Consider the following 18,052-nt stretch of genomic DNA (forward strand, 5'->3'; position numbering starts at 1 on the left):
AGCCTTATTTTTCAGCTTCAGATTTTTCGTAAGCCATGATAATATCACGAACTAAACGGTGACGGACAACATCTTTTCCATCTAACTCTACGAAAGCAATGCCTTTGATATTATCAAGAATTCTACTTGCTTCTGCCAAACCAGATTTCACCTTTGTTGGTAAGTCAATTTGAGTTTTATCGCCAGTAATAATTACTTTAGATTGAATTCCCATTCTTGTCAAAAACATTTTCATTTGCATGGGCGTTGTATTTTGTGCTTCGTCTAATAAAATAAAAGCATTATTGAGAGTTCTACCACGCATATACGCCAATGGAGCTATTTCAATGACTCTGTTTTCGATAAAGTATTTTAGCTTTTCTGGCTGAATCATATCATCTAAAGCATCATAAATTGGACGAAGATATGGGTCAATTTTTTCTTTTAAATCACCGGGCAAAAAACCTAAATTTTCACCTGCTTCAACGGCTGGGCGAGTGATGATGATTTTCTTTACTTCTTTATTTTTTAAAGCTTTTACCGCAATGGCTACAGCCGTATATGTTTTTCCAGTTCCTGCAGGCCCAACAGCGAAAACAATATCATTTTTTGCCGCCGCCTCAACCATTTTTTGTTGGTTTGGCGTTTTTACTTTGATAACAACTCCCTTTGTACCATACAATAAGACATCGTCTTCTTCTTTAAGATGTACTGTAGGTTCTGTGGAAGGATTTTTTTCAAGAGTAAGATAGGATTGAACTTGCTCCTTGGTAATCTTACCATATTTTTGATAGTGTTGAATAAGCGAATCCATAATTTCGTTTATTCTTACAATTTCAGGCAATGAGCCTCTAATTGTAATTTCATTGCCACGAGAGATGATTTTACTCTGAGGAAATGCCGCCGCCACTTGCTTAATATTGCTGTTTTCAACACCAAGAAAACCAACTAACTCAAGGTCTTCCAAGGTAATTATTTTTTCTGTCAAATCTGAAATAGTTAAAGTTTGATTAATATTCTACCTAAACTTAATAAAAAAATGCTTCAATTGTTTTATAATTTTGTATTAAATATCAAACATTACTTTTAAACTTTGATTATCAATAAATTAGGAAATGTCAGTTTTTTTATTTCTCGGTTTTCTAAGAATTTCTTTGTAAAATTGTGTTACGGATAGAAAATCTTCTTTTTTATTGCTAGAAAGAATTGTAATATCCTAATAAAAGGATTGAATATTGAGAATGGAACTATCAAATCAAAATAACGGAAATTTTAAGAAAAACGGAAATTTCGCTGGTGGAAGAATATCTGCTCAAAACAGATGGTTGGATACTGGCCTTGGTAAAATTCCACCTCAGGCTACAGATTTAGAAGAAGCGGTTTTAGGTGCTTTGATGTTAGAGCGTGATGCTTTGACTGATGTTATAGATATTTTAAAAGTTGAGTCATTTTATAAAGAAGCACATCAAAGAATTTATGGGGCGATTACGCAATTATTTGCTAATTCTGAGCCGATTGACTTATTAACTGTAAAAAACCAATTAGTAACTACTGGCGAATTAGAAATAGCAGGTGGTGTACAATACTTAGCAGAACTTACCCAAAGAGTAAATTCTGCTGCCAATATTGAATTTCATGCCAGAATTGTTGTTGAACATTCTTTAAAAAGACAATTGATTACGGTTTCTTCTGAGATTCAAAAAATGGCTTATGAAGATACGACTGACGTTTTTATGCTCTTAGATAAAATAGAGCAAGAATTGTTCAGAATTTCAGAAGCCAACATTCGTAAGAATTATTCTGATATGGGGCAAATTATGCGTTCTGCTTTATTGGAATTAGAATTAAAGAAAAATCAGAAAGAAGGATTGACGGGCGTGCCAACAGGTTTTACAGCTTTGGATAGAGTTACTTCTGGTTTTCAGAAAACAGAATTAATTATTATTGCGGCTCGTCCGGGTATGGGTAAAACCGCTTTAATTTTATCTGCGTGTAGAAATGCGGCTGTTGACCACGGTCAAGCTGTTGCTTTTTTCTCTCTTGAGATGTCCTCTGTTCAATTGGTCAATCGTTTGATTTCAGCTGAAGCAGAATTAGAATCAGATAAATTAAGAAAAGGTAATCTTGCTCCACATGAATGGGCACAATTACATGCAAAAATTGGAAAGTTAACCAATGCACCAATTTTTATTGATGATACTCCAGCACTTTCAATTTTAGAATTAAGAGCAAAGGCTCGTCGTTTGAAAGCTCAACACGATATTCAGATTATTGTGATTGACTACCTTCAACTAATGTCAGGAGATTCTGGTGGAAAAGGTACTGGTAACCGTGAGCAAGAAATTGCGAATATTTCTCGTTCATTGAAACAATTGGCGAAAGAATTGAATGTACCAGTAATTGCACTTTCGCAATTGAGCCGTGCGGTTGAAACCAGAGGCGGTGATAAGAAACCACAATTATCAGATTTACGTGAATCTGGGTCGATTGAGCAAGATGCTGATATGGTAATGTTTATTTACCGTCCTGATTACTATGGAATTACGCAAGATGAAGCTGGAAATTCTGTGGCTGGAATAGGAGAGTTGATTATTGCAAAAAACCGTGCGGGTTCATTAGATACTGTTCAGTTGAGATTTATCGGTAAATACACCAAGTATTGCGATTTAGATGCTGGAGACTACATGGGCTATGCTGGTGATAGCTTACAATCTTTCCAACAAATTGATAATCCTGCGGCAGCTTTTGAAACTGGTGGAAAAATGTTAGGAAGTAAAATAAATAACTTACCATCTCAAAATCCTTCTTCTTCGTTTGGAAGTAATTTGCCTAATCAAGATGTTCCATTTTAAATGCTTATGAAGTGATTAGTAATTAGTGACTATTTTTTATAATAGGCTGATTATTATATAAATATCAAGATTTTGGTTGTAATAATTCATAAAAGTAAAAAAGCTACTGATTTTGTATCGGTAGCTTTTTTACTTTTATGACGTTGATATTTGAAATTATCGTAAATCTAATCTTACTACATTTTCAACATGATGTGTCTGTGGAAACATATCAACAGGTTGAACTGAGGTTACTTGATACTTTTCATCTAATAATGCTAAATCTCTGGCTTGAGTAGCTGGATTACAACTTACATAGACAATTCTCTTTGGAGAAGCTTCTAAAAGTGTTCTAACTACTGGTTCGTCCATACCAGCACGTGGTGGGTCTGTAATAACGATGTCTGGTCTTCCGTGTTTATTTACAAATTCGCTGCTCAATAATTTACGCATATCACCAGCATAAAATTCTGTATTGGTAATATTATTGATTTGTGAATTTACTCTTGCATCTTCAACAGCCATTTCAACATATTCTAAACCAATTACTTTTTTGGCTTGTCGGGCTACGAAATTGGCGATTGTTCCAGTTCCAGTATAAAGGTCATATACAAAGTCATTAGCCTGAATATCAGCATATTCACGAGTGATTTTGTATAATTCATACGCTTGTTTTGAATTTGTTTGGAAGAAAGATTTTGGACCTACTCTGAATTTTAAATCTTCCATTTCTTCAACAATATAAGGTAAACCTTTGAAATTGACGATTTCTAAATCAAAGAAAGTATCGTTTCCTTTTGTGTTGATTACATAATTTAGAGAAGTAATTTCTGGAAATTTATCAGCCAAAAAGTTCATCACTAAATCAATATCTTCAGGTTGACAATACGCAAATTGTACCACAACCATTAAATCACCCGAACTAGCTGTTCTGATAATTAGATTTCTTAAAGCTCCTTTTTCTTGGCGAACCTGCTCATAATAATCTAAATTATTGGCTGCTGTAAAATCTCTCAAAGCCAAACGAATAGCATTTGATGGGTCTGGTTGTAAATAGCAATGGTCAATATCCAAGATTTTATCATAGCGTTTAGGAATATGAAAACCTAAAGCGTTTCTTGAAAAAGATTCTCCAGAATCAATTTGTGCTTGAGTCAACCAACGATTTTGTGAGAAAGTATATTCTAATTTATTACGATAGTAAAATGTTTCAGAAGATGGGAAAATTGATTTTATTTCGGGTAATTCTACTTTAGCAATTCTTTCTAAAGCATCAACAACTTGCTTGTGTTTAAACGTTAATTGTGTTTGATAATCAATATGTTGCCATTTGCAACCGCCACATGTGCCAAAATGCGAGCATATTGTTTGAGTACGATATTCTGAGTTTGGGCGAATGTTAAAAGCTGTCGCCTCCATGAAGCTTGACTTTGATTTGGTAACTCTTAAATCAGCATAATCACCAGGAGCAACGGGTCCATCTATAAAAACTACTTTGTCTTCAATTCGACTTATACACTTTGCTTCGGCAGCAAAGTTTTCAATTAATACATTTTCAAAAATGATATTTTCTTTCTTTTTCTTTTTCATACTTTGCAAAAATACGAAGGATTAAAATTATTATTGATAATCAACGAGGAGTTTTCAGAAACTTAGTTGAATTTTGTAGTAAATAAGGATGCATTGAAAGCTCATTGTTGGTATCCTAATCATTTTGAAAAATCATTGACAGAGCAACAAAATTTTAATTATGAAAGGTAAAGTTGTCATTATTACGGGTGCATCATCAGGAATTGGAAAAGCTTTGGCTTTTGCCTTTGGTCGTGAAGGTGCCAAAATTGTTATTACTGGTAGAAAACAAGATGCACTTTTAGCAACAAGCAAAGAACTGAGTGCTGTTGGTATCGAAAATTTGCCAATCGTTTCTGATGTAAGTATTGAAAAAGATAACCAAGATGTTGTTGAAAAAACAGTAGCAACTTTCGGTAAAATAGATATTCTTATCAATAATGCTGGCGTTTCGATGAGAGCTATGTTTGATGATTGTGATACTGAAGTAATCAGAAAAGTAATGGATATTAACTTTTTTGGTACTGTTTATATCACGAAATACGCTTTGCCTTATATTAAAGCTACTAAAGGCTCAATTGTAGGGATTTCTTCGATTGCTGGTTACAGAGGTTTACCAGTTAGAGTTGGCTATTCTGCATCTAAATTTGCCTTGAATGGCTTTTTAGAAGGACTCCGTACAGAGCTTCTTCACTCAGGAGTACATGTATTAACAGCTTGCCCGGGTTTTACGGCTTCAAATATTAGAGTCGCTTCATTAGGTGCTGATGGTAATTCAAAAGGAGAATCGATGCGTGATGAAGGAAATATGATGAGTTCAGAAGAAGTAGCTGAACGTATTCTTCAAGCTGTGAAGGCTAGAAAAAGAGATTTGGTACTTACGCTTCAAGGAAAATTTACTGTTTTTATCAATAAATGGTTACCTGCTTTAGCAGACACATTGGTTTTTAATGCTTTGGCAAAAGAAAAAGATTCCCCTTTGAAAAAATAAAATTAAAAAGGCTAGTTCTACATACTGAACTAGCCTTTTTAATTTTATTCAACTAACCAAATATCACTTTCTTTCAAATAAAGAAATTTATCGTCCCAATAAACTCTTTTCCAAATATCATTTCCTCCAATTAGATTCAAACGATGCCCTCTGTCAATCATCAACACTACTGGGGCTACCGCAGAAGGCTCTGCTCGAAGTAAAACACCATCTCGGTTGATAATACCTTGGTGATACTTATCAGGAAGGTTCAACAGAATCCCTATTCCAATAATATAAATCAATAAAAAAATCTTTTGACCAATAGGAATGAATCTATTTTTATATCTTTTCGTAAAAAGTACAAAGAATATATAAATACTCAAGAGCAACATAATACCAATTAAAAAGCCAGAATATTGCTTATAGAAAAGAATTAGAAAATTAAAATCATTCAATTCGTAACCTTTTAATTCATGAAGCTGAGCAATTTCATTCAGTTTTGAAAGAATTTTTTCGTTTGGGTCTTGTTGATAAGCTTTATTGAGGTAGTAAAGAGTCTTCAAAAAATCTCCTTTTTTTTCTTTCAGAAAAGCTAATTTTAAAAACAGTGCAGTAGAAGGTTTTTCTATGTTTGGCAAAAGTTGCTCATAAATAAGTTCTGCTTGAGTAAAATTGTCAGATTTATACAAAGAATCTGCCTTTTTAAGCGTTGCTACATTGCTCTGAGAATAAGCTAGTTGTAGTAAAGTTAAAGAAAAACAGAAAAAAAATATGATTTTTTTTAGATAGTATGCTTGCATTGTATTCTTAATAATCGTAGTTTTGCACCGCAATTAAGGGAAACAATATGACAAAAACAAAAGATGTTTGGTCGCTTTCTCAAAAAAGCAAATGATTCCGTAGCTCAGTTGGTAGAGCAATACACTTTTAATGTATGGGTCCTGGGTTCGAGTCCCAGCGGGATCACAAAAGAAAAAGCCATCGTTTTAGCTGAAGCGATGGCTTTTTTTACCGAAAAAAAAATAATTACCGATTCCGTAGCTCAGTTGGTAGAGCAATACACTTTTAATGTATGGGTCCTGGGTTCGAGTCCCAGCGGGATCACGAAGATTACCGTCGGTAATTTTCCTTTCGTGCTAGATGGCACACTTTATATATATTAAATCGGTTTGCCGATTTACGATTCCGTAGCTCAGTTGGTAGAGCAATACACTTTTAATGTATGGGTCCTGGGTTCGAGTCCCAGCGGGATCACAAGATTTTTTGTTAATTTCCTTCTTGGCTTTTTTAAAAGCACATTTATCAAACAAATCGGTTTACCGATTCCGTAGCTCAGTTGGTAGAGCAATACACTTTTAATGTATGGGTCCTGGGTTCGAGTCCCAGCGGGATCACGAAAAAGCCTTCAAAATTTAATTTTGAAGGCTTTTTTATTGAATGTATCTTTTGATTTTATTCACTAATTTTCATTAGTAACCGTAAGCGTTACTTCAATATTGCCTCTTGTAGCATTTGAATAAGGACAAACTTGATGTGCCTGTTTTACAAGTTGTTCGGCTTGTGCTTGCTCAACGCCCGGAACATTGACAAATAATTCTACAGCTAATCCGAATCCACCGTTTTCAATTTTTCCGATACTTACTGCTGCTTTTACTGATGTTTCGCCTGTTGTAATTTTACCCATTTTAATCACCAATTTCAAAGCGCTATCGAAACAAGCTGAATATCCTGCCGCAAATAATTGTTCTGGATTGGTGTAATTGTCATTTGCACCGCCCAATGCTTTTGGCATACGAACTTCTAAATCTAAAATACCGTCTGAACTTTTTACTTTACCATTTCTTCCGCCAGTAGCAGTAGCTACGGCTGTATATAATTTTTCCATTTTTGTTTTTTTGTTGATTAATTTTAAACATTCTTTGATTCTTTTAATGCTAATATTCTATTGATTTGCGTTTTTAGCATGAAGTATTGCTCTTCGTCAGTTTCTAATTCTTTAATTAAAGCTTCTGGAATACTTGTGGCTTCTTGTTTTAACAAACGCCCTTTTTCAGTTATTTTAATATCAACCAATCTTTCATCATGTTCAGAACGGCTTTTGGTTACAAGTCCGCTCTCAATCATTCGTTTAAGTAATGGGGTCAGTGTACCACTATCAAGCCATAATTTGTGTCCTAATTCTTTTACTGTTACTTCTTCATGTTCCCACAGTACCAACATCACTAAATATTGTGGATAGGTTAATCCGATTTTTTCAAGATGAGGTCGATACAATGAAGTAATATGCCTTGATAAGGCATAAACGGGAAAACATAATTGGTTTTCAAGTTTTAAGTTATTCATGTTGTGATTATTTATTGTTCAAAATTAAATTGTACACAATTAAATTGCAAGCAAAATGACAAGTATTTTTGATTCAATCAAAAATATTATTTTACAGGAATAAAATTGCTTTAATTATTTTTGCATCCCTTTTTCAAAATACTTCAACAATGAACACAATTTTTCCGACCCAATATTCTACTGTTTCTACCAAAGCACTAGAACTATTTTTAAATGAACAATATGGTTTTAAAGAAATGTCGTGTCGTTTGCTAATTCGAAATGTAAGTGATACTTACTTGTTAGAAGGTGAATCGGAGAAACACATCTTTAAAATTTATAGAAATACGCATAGGAGTCTGCCTGAAATTCAAGCTGAAGTTGAATTATTACATCATTTAAAACAGCAAGGAGCGAAAGTAGCTTTTCCTATTTTTGATAAACAGGGAAACGATATTCAATCATTTAATGTAGCAGAAGGCATTAGATATGGTGTTTTGTTTACTTATGCTTTAGGAAAACCTGTTTATGATTTGAATGAGCATCAACTGCTGACTGTAGGGCGTGAAATGGCGATAAATCATAATATTAGCTCAAATGTAACATTAAGTCATTTAAGAGAGACGCTAGATATCAATACTACATTACTGACGCCTTTAGAAGTAATTAAGCCAGCTTTTAAAGATTTGCCAGAAGAATACGAGTATTTAAGAGCAACAAGCTTTAAAGTAATCGAAAAACTAAATGAGTTTGATTTAACAAAGTTTAGTTATGGCTATTGTCATTATGATTATTTACCTAAAAATTTCCATTTTGATGAAAACGACAATATTACTTTTTTTGATTTCGATTTTGCTTCAAAAGGCTTCTTAGTCAATGATGTCATGACTTTTTTTGTACATTTTTTCTTTCACGTACATTTTAAGGCAATTACTCAAGAACAAGCCGATAAAGATTTTGATACTTTTTTGAAGGGTTACCGAGAGAACAGAGAATTGTCGGATGAAGAAATTGCTACAATTCCTTACTTAGGATTTATGTTTTGGATGTATTACTTCAAATTTCAATTTGAGCATTTTGAAGATTGGTCGAACTACTTTTTCACGCCTAGATTTATCAAGGAAAGAGTAACGCTCATCAAGAAATGGACAGATTTGTATTGCAAGTTTTAAAATTATCTTGGAAAAAGATTTTTACTTCTCCTTTTTCCAAGATATAATCCCTACAAAATTTCTCTAATGGCTTGTTTAGCTTTCACTAAAGTAATCATTCCTGTATGGCGCCACTTTTGTTTACCTTTTTTGAAAGCAATCAAAGTTGGTACAGCCGTGATATTATATTTTTTTCTCAAAGCTGGATTTTTATCAATGTCAATTTTTATAATTGAGATTTCTTCATCCAATTCATCCACCAATTGACTTAAAATCGGTGTTATTTTCTTGCAAGGCACACACCATTCTGCTGAAAAGTCAATTATTACTGGAGTTGATGAAGCAATTAATTCTTCGAAAGTACCTGTCATTTTATTTTAATATTTGATGATTCTGAATTAATGAACAGCTTTTTAAATAGCTATAGTTCATTATGTCAATAAATTTAATGAGTTGCTACAAAATTATTGGATGCTCATATTTTATTCATTGAACTAGTTCAAGAAAATAGGAATCATTTTTTGTCTAGGAATAAATTTAAAAATAAATCAAGCAATATTTTGTTTTTAATATACCGATTGGTATATTTGTGTCATCAATTAAGAAATAAAGAAAAAGCAAAGCTGATTTGTTTATTTTTTTATCGAATGAAATACCGAAAAGTATATAGCCATGACTTTTATTCCAAGATCAGAAAAAACTCGTCAGTTTATTATTGAAACTACAGCAAGCCTTTTTAATAAGAAAGGTTATGCTGGTACTTCAATGTCGGATTTAACAGAAGCGACGAAACTTACCAAAGGAAGTATTTATGGAAATTTTGAAAATAAAGAAGATGTAGCTTTAGCAGCTTTTGAATATAATCTTGCACAAAGAAATCAATTGATTACTAAAAGAATGAATGAAGCGAAAAGCTATTATGATAAATTAATGGTTTTGCCTATGATTTATGCTAGTTCAGAAATGTCAATATTTCTTGAAGATGGTGGTTGTCCTTTATTAAATACAGGTATTGAAGCCGACGATGCTAATGAATTGTTTAGAATACAAGTAACAGAAGGAGTAACAAACTGGAAACAGTCTTTAGAAAATATTATTGAAGGAGGCATTGAAGCCCAAGAGTTTAAGACAGAAACTGAAATAAGTAAAACAGCTACATCAATCATCGCTTTAATACAAGGTGGAGTTTTCTTGTCAAAGACGACTAAAAACCCATTATTGTTGAATCAATCTTTAGAAACTGTAAAAGAAATTATTCAAAAAATAACCTTGTAAAAAAGGTATTTTTTTGAATACAAATATACCGATTGGTATATGATAAATAAAAAAGAATAATTAAAAATCAAAAAACAATGAAAACGCAAAACAACACAATTTTGATTACTGGCGGTAGTGCTGGTATTGGCTTTGAAATGGCTAAATTATTTTCTCAAAATGGAAATAAAGTAATTATAACAGGTAGAAATGCAGATCGTTTAACAAAAGCCGCTGCTCAATTAGAAAATGTAACATCTATCGTTTCTGATGTGACAAATGCGGAAGATACTGCCCAATTGGTTGATGTACTGAAAAAAGATTTTCCTAGTTTGAATATCGTTATAAATAATGCTGGCTTCGCCCATGTATATAATTTGATTGATATTGAAGTAGAAGCTTTTCAAAAAGCACAAGAAGAAATTGTTACCAACTATTTATCCATTGTCAGATTAAATGAAAAATTATTGCCACTCTTAAAACAAAATGAGAGTTCAGCCATAGTCAATGTATCTTCAATTGTATCTTTTGCACCAGCTTTGTCTATCCCAACTTATTCTAGTTCTAAAGCAGCTTTGCATTCGTATAGCCAAATTTTACGTTTTGCATTGGCTAAATCAACTAATGTAAAAGTATTTGAATTAATGCCTCCTTTGGTTGATACTGATTTTTCAAGTGAAATTGGTGGAAATAATGGTATCAAACCTAATGTAGTTGCAGAAAGATTATTTGAAGGCTTAGCAAACGATGAGTTTGAAATTCATGTAGGTTTTACAGAAGACTTTTACAAACTATATCTTTCTTCACCAGAAAAAGCCTTAGAAGCATTGAATTCATAAAAGCTTAAAACTGGTTGTATTGGATGAAATGCAACCAGTTTTTATGACATAATTCTTTTACGATGCTCAATTCCCCAACTTATCATTTCGGCGATTAACGCATTCAATGTTTTTCCGTACTCGGTGATTTCATATTCAACAGTTATTGGCTTGGTATCGCAAACAGTTCTGGTAACGAGTTGATTACTTTCAAGTGTTTGGAGTTCCTTTGAAAGCATTTTTGAACCTATTCCTTCAACATTTCTTAATAAATCCATAAAGCGTTTTTTGCCGTCAAAACTCAATGTAGCAATAATTTGGATTTTCCATTTTCCGCTAAGTAACTCCATCACATCTCTTGCAGCTAAGATGCCCTGAGTATGATCTCCCTCGCAATTTCTTTCAATGATTTCTTGTGCTTTGTCTTTATTCATTTTCTTATTTTAAGTTGATGTAAAGTTACTGTCTATGATTTCTCCGAAAGCTATTAATTTACTCAAAGAAACTACTTTCCTTCAGTAAACTGATAGCAATTTGAGGGAAATTTTAGCAGAATTTTGTCGAAACAAATTTTAAATCAATGAAAAAAGAAAAAATAATTTATTGGATAAGTACTGGTCTAGTAGCAGCAGGAATGTTGATGAGCAGTTTTATGTATTTAAGTAAGAATCCAGAATTGTTGGAGAATTTTAAACAATTAGGCTTTCCTGCCTTTTTTATTCCGATGTTAGGGATTGCCAAATTATTAGGCGCTATTAGTTTAGTGAATCCGTGGATTGAAAAACTGAAAGAATGGGCTTATGCAGGTTTTACATTTACTTTTATTGGAGCTATCTGGACACATATTGCAACGAATACGCCATTTATTCCTGCACTTGTGTTGTTAGTAATTTTGGCTATTTCTTACTTTTTTAATGGTAAAATTGAAAAAGCATAATTGTAATCTTATCTTATCAGCAATAAAAAATCCCAAGTTGTTAGCTTGGGATTTTTATTTAATCATAAATGACTAACAATTTACACTAGTTTTTCGCACCTTGAACTGCACTAGCTTTTTGCTGTTGCATTGGGTTTGGCTGCGACTGGCGACTTTGTTTGAATACTTGGAAACGAGTAGGTTCTTCTGGTTCTCTTGGAAAAACATTGCTTTTTGTATCAATATCAGCAATTTCGAAGAATGGATCTAAAACCCACTTAGTTACTTTTTTGTCTGTAGGAATTACTTTTTTAATTTCCTTATCATTCAAGCGCCAAATTTCAGCAGGGTATCTGAATACTTCACTTGTGCCATCTTCATAGTTTGCTTTTACAATGACTGGCATTGGTAAACCACCTACATTTTTCACGTTCAATACATAGAAGTTTTTATTTCCTTGCACTAAAGCTTTTTCTTCTTCGTTGAGTCCCGCAATTGTTTGTTCGAATTTCTTCTTATCTGCTTCGCTTGTCGCAAATTTGTCATAAGTATTATAGAAGTCTGTCATATCAGGATTTTCTTCTACTACCGTCTTAGGAATATCTGTTTTGTTACGAATATTACTCATCGTTTGGCGTTTAGCTTGATCTTCAGCTTTTGCTTTTTCGTTTTTCTTTTCTGGAGAAACATTATCAATACCAAACCACTCTACATTTTCTAAAGATAAATCGACTGGTTCAACGCCATAGAACCAACCTTTCCAGAACCAATCCAAATCAACACCTGAAGCATCTTCCATGGTACGGAAGAAATCTTGTGGAGTTGGATGCTTGAATGCCCAACGGCGTGCATATTCTTTGAAGGCTGCATCAAACAATTCTCTTCCCATTACTGTTTCACGTAAGATGTTTAAAGCGGTTGCAGGCTTTGTATATGCGTTTGGTCCGAATGCCATGATATTATCCGAGCTCGACATAATTGCTACTTGTTGGCTTTTGTCAGTTTTCATATAAGGAACAATGTCTTGAGGTTCACCTGAAGCATCAAAATTTCTGTCCCATTCTTTTTCTGCCAATTGTTCACAGAAAGTATTTAAGCCTTCATCCATCCAAGACCATTGTCTTTCATCTGAATTGACAATCATTGGAAAGAAGTTATGACCTACTTCATGAATTACTACACCAATTAAGAAATCTTTTGTTCCTTGTGAATAAGTACCATCAGCTTCTGGTCTTGCGCCATTGAATGAAATCATTGGATACTCCATTCCACCAACTGGACCGTGAACTGATTGTGCTACTGGATAAGGATAAGCAATTGTTCTTTTTGAATATGAACGAAGTGTATGCGCTACTAACATTGTAGAGTACTGTCCCCAAAGTGGATTAGCTTCTTTTGGATAAGCTGACATTGCCCATACTTTCTTGCCTTCAATATTTACTTGCATGGCATCCCAAATAAATTTTCTTGAACCTGCAAAAGCAAAATCTCTTACATTTTGTGCTGCAAATACCCACGTTTTTTTACCTGTTGGTTTTGCTTTTTCAGCAGCAGTTGCTTCGTCTTGTGTTACGATTAATACTGGACGAGTAGCATTTTTTGCTTGTTCTAATCTTTTCGCCTGTGTTGCGCTGATTACTTGTGTTGCATTTTGCAATTCTCCTGTTCCTAGAATCACAAAGTCATTTGGAGCAGTAATACTTACTTTATAATCTCCGAAAGGAACTGTAAATTCTCCTTGTCCAAGGAATTGTTTATGTTGCCAGCCATTTACGTCATCATACACACACATTCTTGGGAACCACTGAGCCAATTCATATAAATAGTTTCCATCTTTTGGAAAGTACTCATAGCCACTTCTTGCACGTGTAGCAATCGCATCTGTAATGTTAAAATTCCAATCAATAGAGAAAGTGAATGAAGCACCAGATTTTAATGCAGCTGGTAAGTCAATTCTCATCATGGTTTCATTGATAGTATATTTTAAAGCATTACCTGCTTTGTCTTTTACGGCTGTAATGTTATAGCCATATTCTTTAGGAGTTACCCCTGAAACATTCCCTAATCTTGCAAAAGAAGTACCTCTGTCTGTCAAACTTGATGTTTGCGAAAGTTGAGCGATACCGCCTTTCTTAAAATTGTTTTGGTCTAACTGTACCCATAAGTAACCTAATTCATCTGGAGAGAAATTTTTGTAGGTAATTACTTCCGAAGCGGTCATTGATTGATTTTGGTCGTTCAATTCTGCTTTGATTTCGTAATCGGCACGGTTTTGCCAATAACTTTTTCCAGGTGCACCTGATGCTGCTCTGTAGGCATTTGGCGTTGGTAGAATGTTTCCGAGTTGCTCGAAACGATTATTACCATTGAACTGACCTGCTTGTTGTGCAATTGCTTGAATACTACAAGCAAGGAGCATCAAACAGGGAGATAGGAATCTTCTTGTCATGATTGATAGTTTGAGTTAATGAATAAAACTAACGAATTTAATGAAAAAAAGGCTTTATTCTTCACTTTTGGGATAATTGGTAGCATTTTCCAGCCTTGTGTCAACCTTGAATTGAGTTTTTACAATCAAGAATATTCTTCATTCACTTGCATAATGAATTACCTTCTTTCGTTATTTGTCGTAATTTCGTTATTCAACAATAAAAAAATCAAACGATGGAAAACTATTATAATCCTGAAGACCTTAAAAAATTTGGTAAGATAGGTGAGTTTCAAAAAGAATTAGCAGATAAGTTTTTTGATTATTATGGCGCTGTTTTCGCTGAAGGGGCTTTAACTGCTCGTGAGAAATCTCTGATTGCTTTAGCGGTTGCTCATGCTGTTCAATGTCCTTACTGTATTGATGCTTATACAACAGATACTTTAGAGAAAGGTTGTTCGGAAGCGGAAATGATGGAAGCTGTTCACGTTTCTGCTGCCATTCGTGGCGGAGCAAGTTTAGTACATGGTGTACAAATGATGAATAAAGCGAAAGAATTATCAATGTAATAAATTATGAAGTCATTAAAAGCAAGTGGTCATCAGTTTGCTGAATCTTCTACTCAAATTCAAACACTTCATCAAGAGGTAGTTGATGTGTTACAATTACCTACTTTTCAAGAAAAATTAGTAAAAGCTTCTCTTTTTCCTTTGAAAACTAAGCACATTGATACTTTACAGATTAATGTTGGGAAGATGTGTAACCAAGTTTGTAAGCATTGTCATGTGGATGCTGGCCCTGACCGTAAGGAAATCATGACTCAGGAAACGATGCAAGAATGTTTGGAAGCTCTAAAGCGTTCTAAAATTGCAATAGTCGATTTAACGGGTGGCGCTCCTGAAATGAACCCTCATTTTCGTTGGTTTGTGGAGGAAATTGCTAAACTCGGAAAGCATATTATCGTTCGTTGTAATCTTACTATCATTGTAGCAAATCCTAAATACAACGATTTACCTGATTTTTTTAAGCAACACCAAGTGGAGGTAATTAGCTCTTTGCCTTTTTATAACGCTGATAAAACCGACCGCCAACGTGGACAAGGAGTTTTTGTTGATTCTATTAAAGCTTTGAAGTTACTGAATGCTGCTGGCTATGGAATTGAGGAGGGTTTAAAGCTTAATTTGGTTTATAATCCCAATGGCGCTTTTATGCCCGCTCCACAAGATAGTTTACAGAAACAATATAAACGTGCTTTGCTGAATGAATTCGGAATTGTATTTAACGATTTATACGCCATTACGAATGTTCCAGTGAGTAGATATTTAGATTACCTGATTACTTCTAAGAATTATGATGGTTACATGGAAAAACTAATTAATGCTTTTAATCCTGTAGCTGCCGAAGGAGTAATGTGTCGCTCTATGATTTCTGTGGGTTGGGATGGCGCTCTTTATGATTGCGATTTCAATCAGATGCTTGATTTATTGGTGAATACTCCTGTTAAACACATTCGTGATTTTGATATTGAGACATTATCGCAACGTAATATCGTCGTCGGTGAACATTGTTACGCTTGTACGGCAGGAGCTGGCTCTAGCTGCGGAGGAAATACCATTTAATAAGCTATAGAATTTCTTTTCCGAGTAGTGATATTTCTTTTCCGAGTAGCAATATTTCTTTTCCGAGTAGTGATATTTCTTTTTCGAGTAATGATATTTATTTTCTGAGTAGCGATATTTCTTTTCTGAGTAGTAATATTTCTCTTCCGAGTAGCGATATTTCTTTTTGGTGTAGCGATATTTCTTTTCTAAGTAGTGATATTTCTTTTTGGTGTAGCGATATTTCTTTTCCGAGTAGTGATATTTCTTTTCCGAGTAGTGATATTTCTTTTCCGAGTAGTGATATTTTTTTTCCAAGTATCGATATTTCTTTTCCGAATAGAGATATTTCTTTTCTGGGTAGTGATATTTCTTTTCCGAGTAGTAATATTTCTTTTTGGAGTAGTAATATTTCTTTCTTGAGTAGTGATATTTCTTTAACCAACAAGAGTGTTTAAATTAAACCTATAAGGATTTTGATGATTACCAGTTGATGGAATCTTTTAAAAGAAATCCTTATAGGTTTTAGTATCAACTAATTAACTTCTTAATGCAAAATTCTAAAAGTCATTTCTCTTAAAGCTTCACCGTCGCTCAAAGAGCCACTTTCAACGCCTTTTGATTTTAAATCTAATTTCTTAATCTCATTAATAATCTGGATAACCTTTGAAAAGTTGTAATTTCTAACGGCTAATGAATAATCTTTCGTGAAAAATGGATTTACGCCCAATACTTGTGCTAAATTCTTTTCTGTTTTATCGGCAGTAACATGCGTTAACAATACTTTAGAAAAAAAGTTGAAGAGCATCATCACAATAGGAGCAAGCGGATTATCCTTCGGGTTCGAAGCAAAGAAATTGACAATTTGGTTGGCTTTCAATACATCACGGTTAATCAAGGCTTTCTGGAATTCAAAATAATTATATTCTTTACTGATACCTACAAATTTTTCAACTACATGTGCATTGATTTCCTCATCTACTCGTAGATTCAACACAATTTTATTGATTTCCGAAGCCAAACGTTTCAAATCGTTTCCAACGTTTTCAATCAACATCTCAATGGCTTTTCTACTGATTTTCAAGCCTTGTTCATGACAATACTCCAATATCCAATCTGGAATTTTATTATCATAAAGCTTTTTAGAGGGCATCAAAACTCCTGATTTATCAAAAGCTTTCACCCAAGCTTTGCGTTCATCCACTGAATCTTTAAACATTAAAACCAAAATCGTGGAGGAAAGCGGGTTTTTAGCATAGTTTTCAAGGGCCGTTTGCATATCTTTTTGCTCTAATCCTTGAATTCCCTGTGCTTCTTTCACCAAAATAAGCTGTTTGTCCGACATCATCGGAAAGCTTTTGGCATAAGATAACAAAGAAGGAACACTCAAATCTTTTCCAAATAAAATATATTGGTTAAAGCTTTTATCGCCCGTTCCTAAAGCATGTTCTTCTAAATAATCCGCAACTTTTTCAATATAATAAGGCTCATCGCCGTGTAATAAATACAGCGGAGCGTAGTGTTTTTTCTTTAAATCTTTTAAAACTTCAATACTAGATTTTGGCATTTTGTTGTTTTGCTAAAATGTCTTGGCAATATGAAATGAGTTCAGGAAAGAACACCGTAAATTCTTCCAAATATAAATCATAATCTCTTTTTAAATCTTCTGTGGCATTTTCTATGCCCGATTCAAAGCGTAATCTTTGCGAAATTCCTTTCAAAGACCATTCAATTCCTTGGTATGTAGCATAGCCTTTGAACCAATCATGGGTTACCATCGAATGGATAAGTCTTTCTATATTAACGGGCATCTCATTTTTTCGTTCTTGAATCAAACGATAGAATGCTTGACTGTAAATGGACAACGAAATAGGAGAGTAGTGATGGAAATTTTTCGCAAGAAGATGATCGTAAAATACATCCACAATAATTCCTGCACATTTATGATATTGAGGTTGAAGTCGCTGAATACTTTTTCGGACTACAGGGTGCATATCTGTGAAAGAATCTATGGCTCTATGTAAAATAATGCCATTTTTAATGCCTTCATTTATCAAAGAATTTTGCTCATTATCAAGATTTCCTTTGATAAAATCACCCATCAAATTCCCGATTTTTATGTCATCATCATCGCCAGAAAGGAAAGTATGTGCTAGAAAATTCAACTTTTATGGTTTTTTTATTGTTCTGAGACCATAAAGTTAAGGAAAAAC

The 18,052-nt window shown here is 33.7% G+C and carries 19 protein-coding genes and 4 tRNA genes; 12 read left to right on the forward strand and 11 right to left on the reverse strand.

The genetic code is table 11. The annotated features are described in order from the left end of the window. Nucleotides 1-4: 4 nt before the first annotated feature. The gene (locus tag ABID42_RS11260; protein WP_323259101.1) at nt 5-967 is read right to left on the reverse strand and encodes a PhoH family protein; all 963 of its coding nucleotides are present in this window, start codon (nt 965-967) and stop codon (nt 5-7) included. A 253-nt stretch (nt 968-1,220) separates the two neighbouring features. On the opposite strand from ABID42_RS11260, the gene dnaB reads away from it, so the two are divergent. Continuing rightward, a complete protein-coding gene (gene dnaB, locus ABID42_RS11265) occupies nt 1,221-2,831 on the forward strand; it encodes a replicative DNA helicase (RefSeq protein WP_367283744.1) in 1,611 nt (536 codons plus the stop codon). Between the two features lie 156 nt (nt 2,832-2,987). Here the strand turns inward: dnaB and rlmD are convergent, their stop codons facing one another. Then, nucleotides 2,988-4,400, reverse strand: coding sequence for a 23S rRNA (uracil(1939)-C(5))-methyltransferase RlmD (rlmD, locus tag ABID42_RS11270; protein WP_367283745.1), 1,413 nt, complete (start codon nt 4,398-4,400; stop codon nt 2,988-2,990). Nucleotides 4,401-4,560: 160 nt separating this feature from the next. Between rlmD and ABID42_RS11275 the strand changes: the two genes are divergently transcribed. Next, complete coding sequence (locus tag ABID42_RS11275) at nt 4,561-5,370, forward strand: SDR family oxidoreductase (protein WP_367283746.1); 810 nt, start codon at nt 4,561-4,563, stop codon at nt 5,368-5,370. Nucleotides 5,371-5,414: 44 nt separating this feature from the next. Here ABID42_RS11275 and ABID42_RS11280 read toward each other — a convergent pair whose 3' ends face one another. Next, nucleotides 5,415-6,041, reverse strand: coding sequence for a hypothetical protein (locus ABID42_RS11280; protein WP_367283747.1), 627 nt, complete (start codon nt 6,039-6,041; stop codon nt 5,415-5,417). Between the two features lie 204 nt (nt 6,042-6,245). Between ABID42_RS11280 and ABID42_RS11285 the strand changes: the two genes are divergently transcribed. The 4 genes from ABID42_RS11285 to ABID42_RS11300 all read left to right on the forward strand — a co-directional run bounded on the left by ABID42_RS11285 (nt 6,246) and on the right by ABID42_RS11300 (nt 6,746). Continuing rightward, nucleotides 6,246-6,318, forward strand: a tRNA-Lys gene (locus ABID42_RS11285). Between the two features lie 65 nt (nt 6,319-6,383). After that, a tRNA-Lys gene (locus tag ABID42_RS11290) sits at nt 6,384-6,456 on the forward strand. A gap of 77 nt (nt 6,457-6,533) precedes the next feature. Next, nucleotides 6,534-6,606: transfer RNA gene (locus tag ABID42_RS11295), tRNA-Lys, on the forward strand. A 67-nt stretch (nt 6,607-6,673) separates the two neighbouring features. Beyond that, nucleotides 6,674-6,746, forward strand: a tRNA-Lys gene (locus tag ABID42_RS11300). A 65-nt stretch (nt 6,747-6,811) separates the two neighbouring features. Here the strand turns inward: ABID42_RS11300 and ABID42_RS11305 are convergent. Further along, complete coding sequence (locus ABID42_RS11305; RefSeq protein ID WP_367283748.1) at nt 6,812-7,237, reverse strand: organic hydroperoxide resistance protein; 426 nt, start codon at nt 7,235-7,237, stop codon at nt 6,812-6,814. A 23-nt stretch (nt 7,238-7,260) separates the two neighbouring features. Beyond that, entirely contained in the window at nt 7,261-7,695 is a 435-nt protein-coding gene (locus tag ABID42_RS11310; protein WP_367283749.1) for a MarR family winged helix-turn-helix transcriptional regulator, read from the reverse strand. Between the two features lie 149 nt (nt 7,696-7,844). Between ABID42_RS11310 and ABID42_RS11315 the strand changes: the two genes are divergently transcribed. Next, entirely contained in the window at nt 7,845-8,846 is a 1,002-nt protein-coding gene (locus ABID42_RS11315; RefSeq protein ID WP_367283750.1) for a phosphotransferase enzyme family protein, read from the forward strand. Between the two features lie 50 nt (nt 8,847-8,896). On the opposite strand, the gene ABID42_RS11320 is transcribed toward ABID42_RS11315, so the two are convergent. Beyond that, nucleotides 8,897-9,196, reverse strand: coding sequence for a thioredoxin family protein (locus tag ABID42_RS11320; protein WP_323259117.1), 300 nt, complete (start codon nt 9,194-9,196; stop codon nt 8,897-8,899). A gap of 301 nt (nt 9,197-9,497) precedes the next feature. Between ABID42_RS11320 and ABID42_RS11325 the strand changes: the two genes are divergently transcribed. Next, nucleotides 9,498-10,100, forward strand: coding sequence for a TetR/AcrR family transcriptional regulator (locus ABID42_RS11325; protein WP_367283751.1), 603 nt, complete (start codon nt 9,498-9,500; stop codon nt 10,098-10,100). A gap of 77 nt (nt 10,101-10,177) precedes the next feature. Continuing rightward, complete coding sequence (locus ABID42_RS11330; protein ID WP_367283752.1) at nt 10,178-10,918, forward strand: SDR family oxidoreductase; 741 nt, start codon at nt 10,178-10,180, stop codon at nt 10,916-10,918. Between the two features lie 41 nt (nt 10,919-10,959). Here ABID42_RS11330 and ABID42_RS11335 read toward each other — a convergent pair whose 3' ends face one another. Continuing rightward, nucleotides 10,960-11,331 carry a winged helix-turn-helix transcriptional regulator gene (locus ABID42_RS11335; RefSeq protein ID WP_367283753.1) on the reverse strand — a complete coding sequence of 124 codons (372 nt, stop codon included), beginning with the start codon at nt 11,329-11,331 and terminating at the stop codon, nt 10,960-10,962. Nucleotides 11,332-11,477: 146 nt separating this feature from the next. Here ABID42_RS11335 and ABID42_RS11340 point away from each other — a divergent pair, with 146 nt between their 5' ends. Beyond that, nucleotides 11,478-11,834: a DoxX family protein gene (locus ABID42_RS11340; protein ID WP_323259125.1), complete on the forward strand. Its 357-nt coding sequence runs from the start codon at nt 11,478-11,480 to the stop codon at nt 11,832-11,834. An 85-nt stretch (nt 11,835-11,919) separates the two neighbouring features. Here ABID42_RS11340 and ABID42_RS11345 read toward each other — a convergent pair whose 3' ends face one another. Next, complete coding sequence (locus tag ABID42_RS11345; RefSeq protein ID WP_435521473.1) at nt 11,920-14,262, reverse strand: M1 family metallopeptidase; 2,343 nt, start codon at nt 14,260-14,262, stop codon at nt 11,920-11,922. A gap of 215 nt (nt 14,263-14,477) precedes the next feature. Between ABID42_RS11345 and ABID42_RS11350 the strand changes: the two genes are divergently transcribed. Then, complete coding sequence (locus ABID42_RS11350) at nt 14,478-14,810, forward strand: arsenosugar biosynthesis-associated peroxidase-like protein (RefSeq protein WP_323259127.1); 333 nt, start codon at nt 14,478-14,480, stop codon at nt 14,808-14,810. A gap of 6 nt (nt 14,811-14,816) precedes the next feature. Further along, on the forward strand, nt 14,817-15,860 hold the full coding sequence (gene arsS, locus ABID42_RS11355; RefSeq protein WP_367283754.1) for an arsenosugar biosynthesis radical SAM (seleno)protein ArsS: 1,044 nt from the start codon (nt 14,817-14,819) through the stop codon (nt 15,858-15,860). 97 nt (nt 15,861-15,957) lie between these two features. Here the strand turns inward: arsS and ABID42_RS11360 are convergent, their stop codons facing one another. The 3 genes from ABID42_RS11360 to ABID42_RS11370 form a co-directional block, all read right to left on the reverse strand. After that, on the reverse strand, nt 15,958-16,284 hold the full coding sequence (locus ABID42_RS11360; RefSeq protein WP_367283755.1) for a hypothetical protein: 327 nt from the start codon (nt 16,282-16,284) through the stop codon (nt 15,958-15,960). A gap of 102 nt (nt 16,285-16,386) precedes the next feature. After that, nucleotides 16,387-17,406, reverse strand: coding sequence for a DNA polymerase III subunit delta (holA, locus tag ABID42_RS11365; protein ID WP_367283756.1), 1,020 nt, complete (start codon nt 17,404-17,406; stop codon nt 16,387-16,389). Further along, nucleotides 17,393-18,004, reverse strand: coding sequence for an acyl carrier protein phosphodiesterase (locus tag ABID42_RS11370; protein WP_367283757.1), 612 nt, complete (start codon nt 18,002-18,004; stop codon nt 17,393-17,395). The genes holA and ABID42_RS11370 overlap by 14 nt, the downstream gene beginning before the upstream one ends. Nucleotides 18,005-18,052: the final 48 nt, after the last annotated feature.

This window comes from Arcicella rosea (assembly GCF_040543805.1).
GTDB classification, from domain to species: Bacteria; Bacteroidota; Bacteroidia; order Cytophagales; family Spirosomataceae; genus Arcicella; species Arcicella rosea.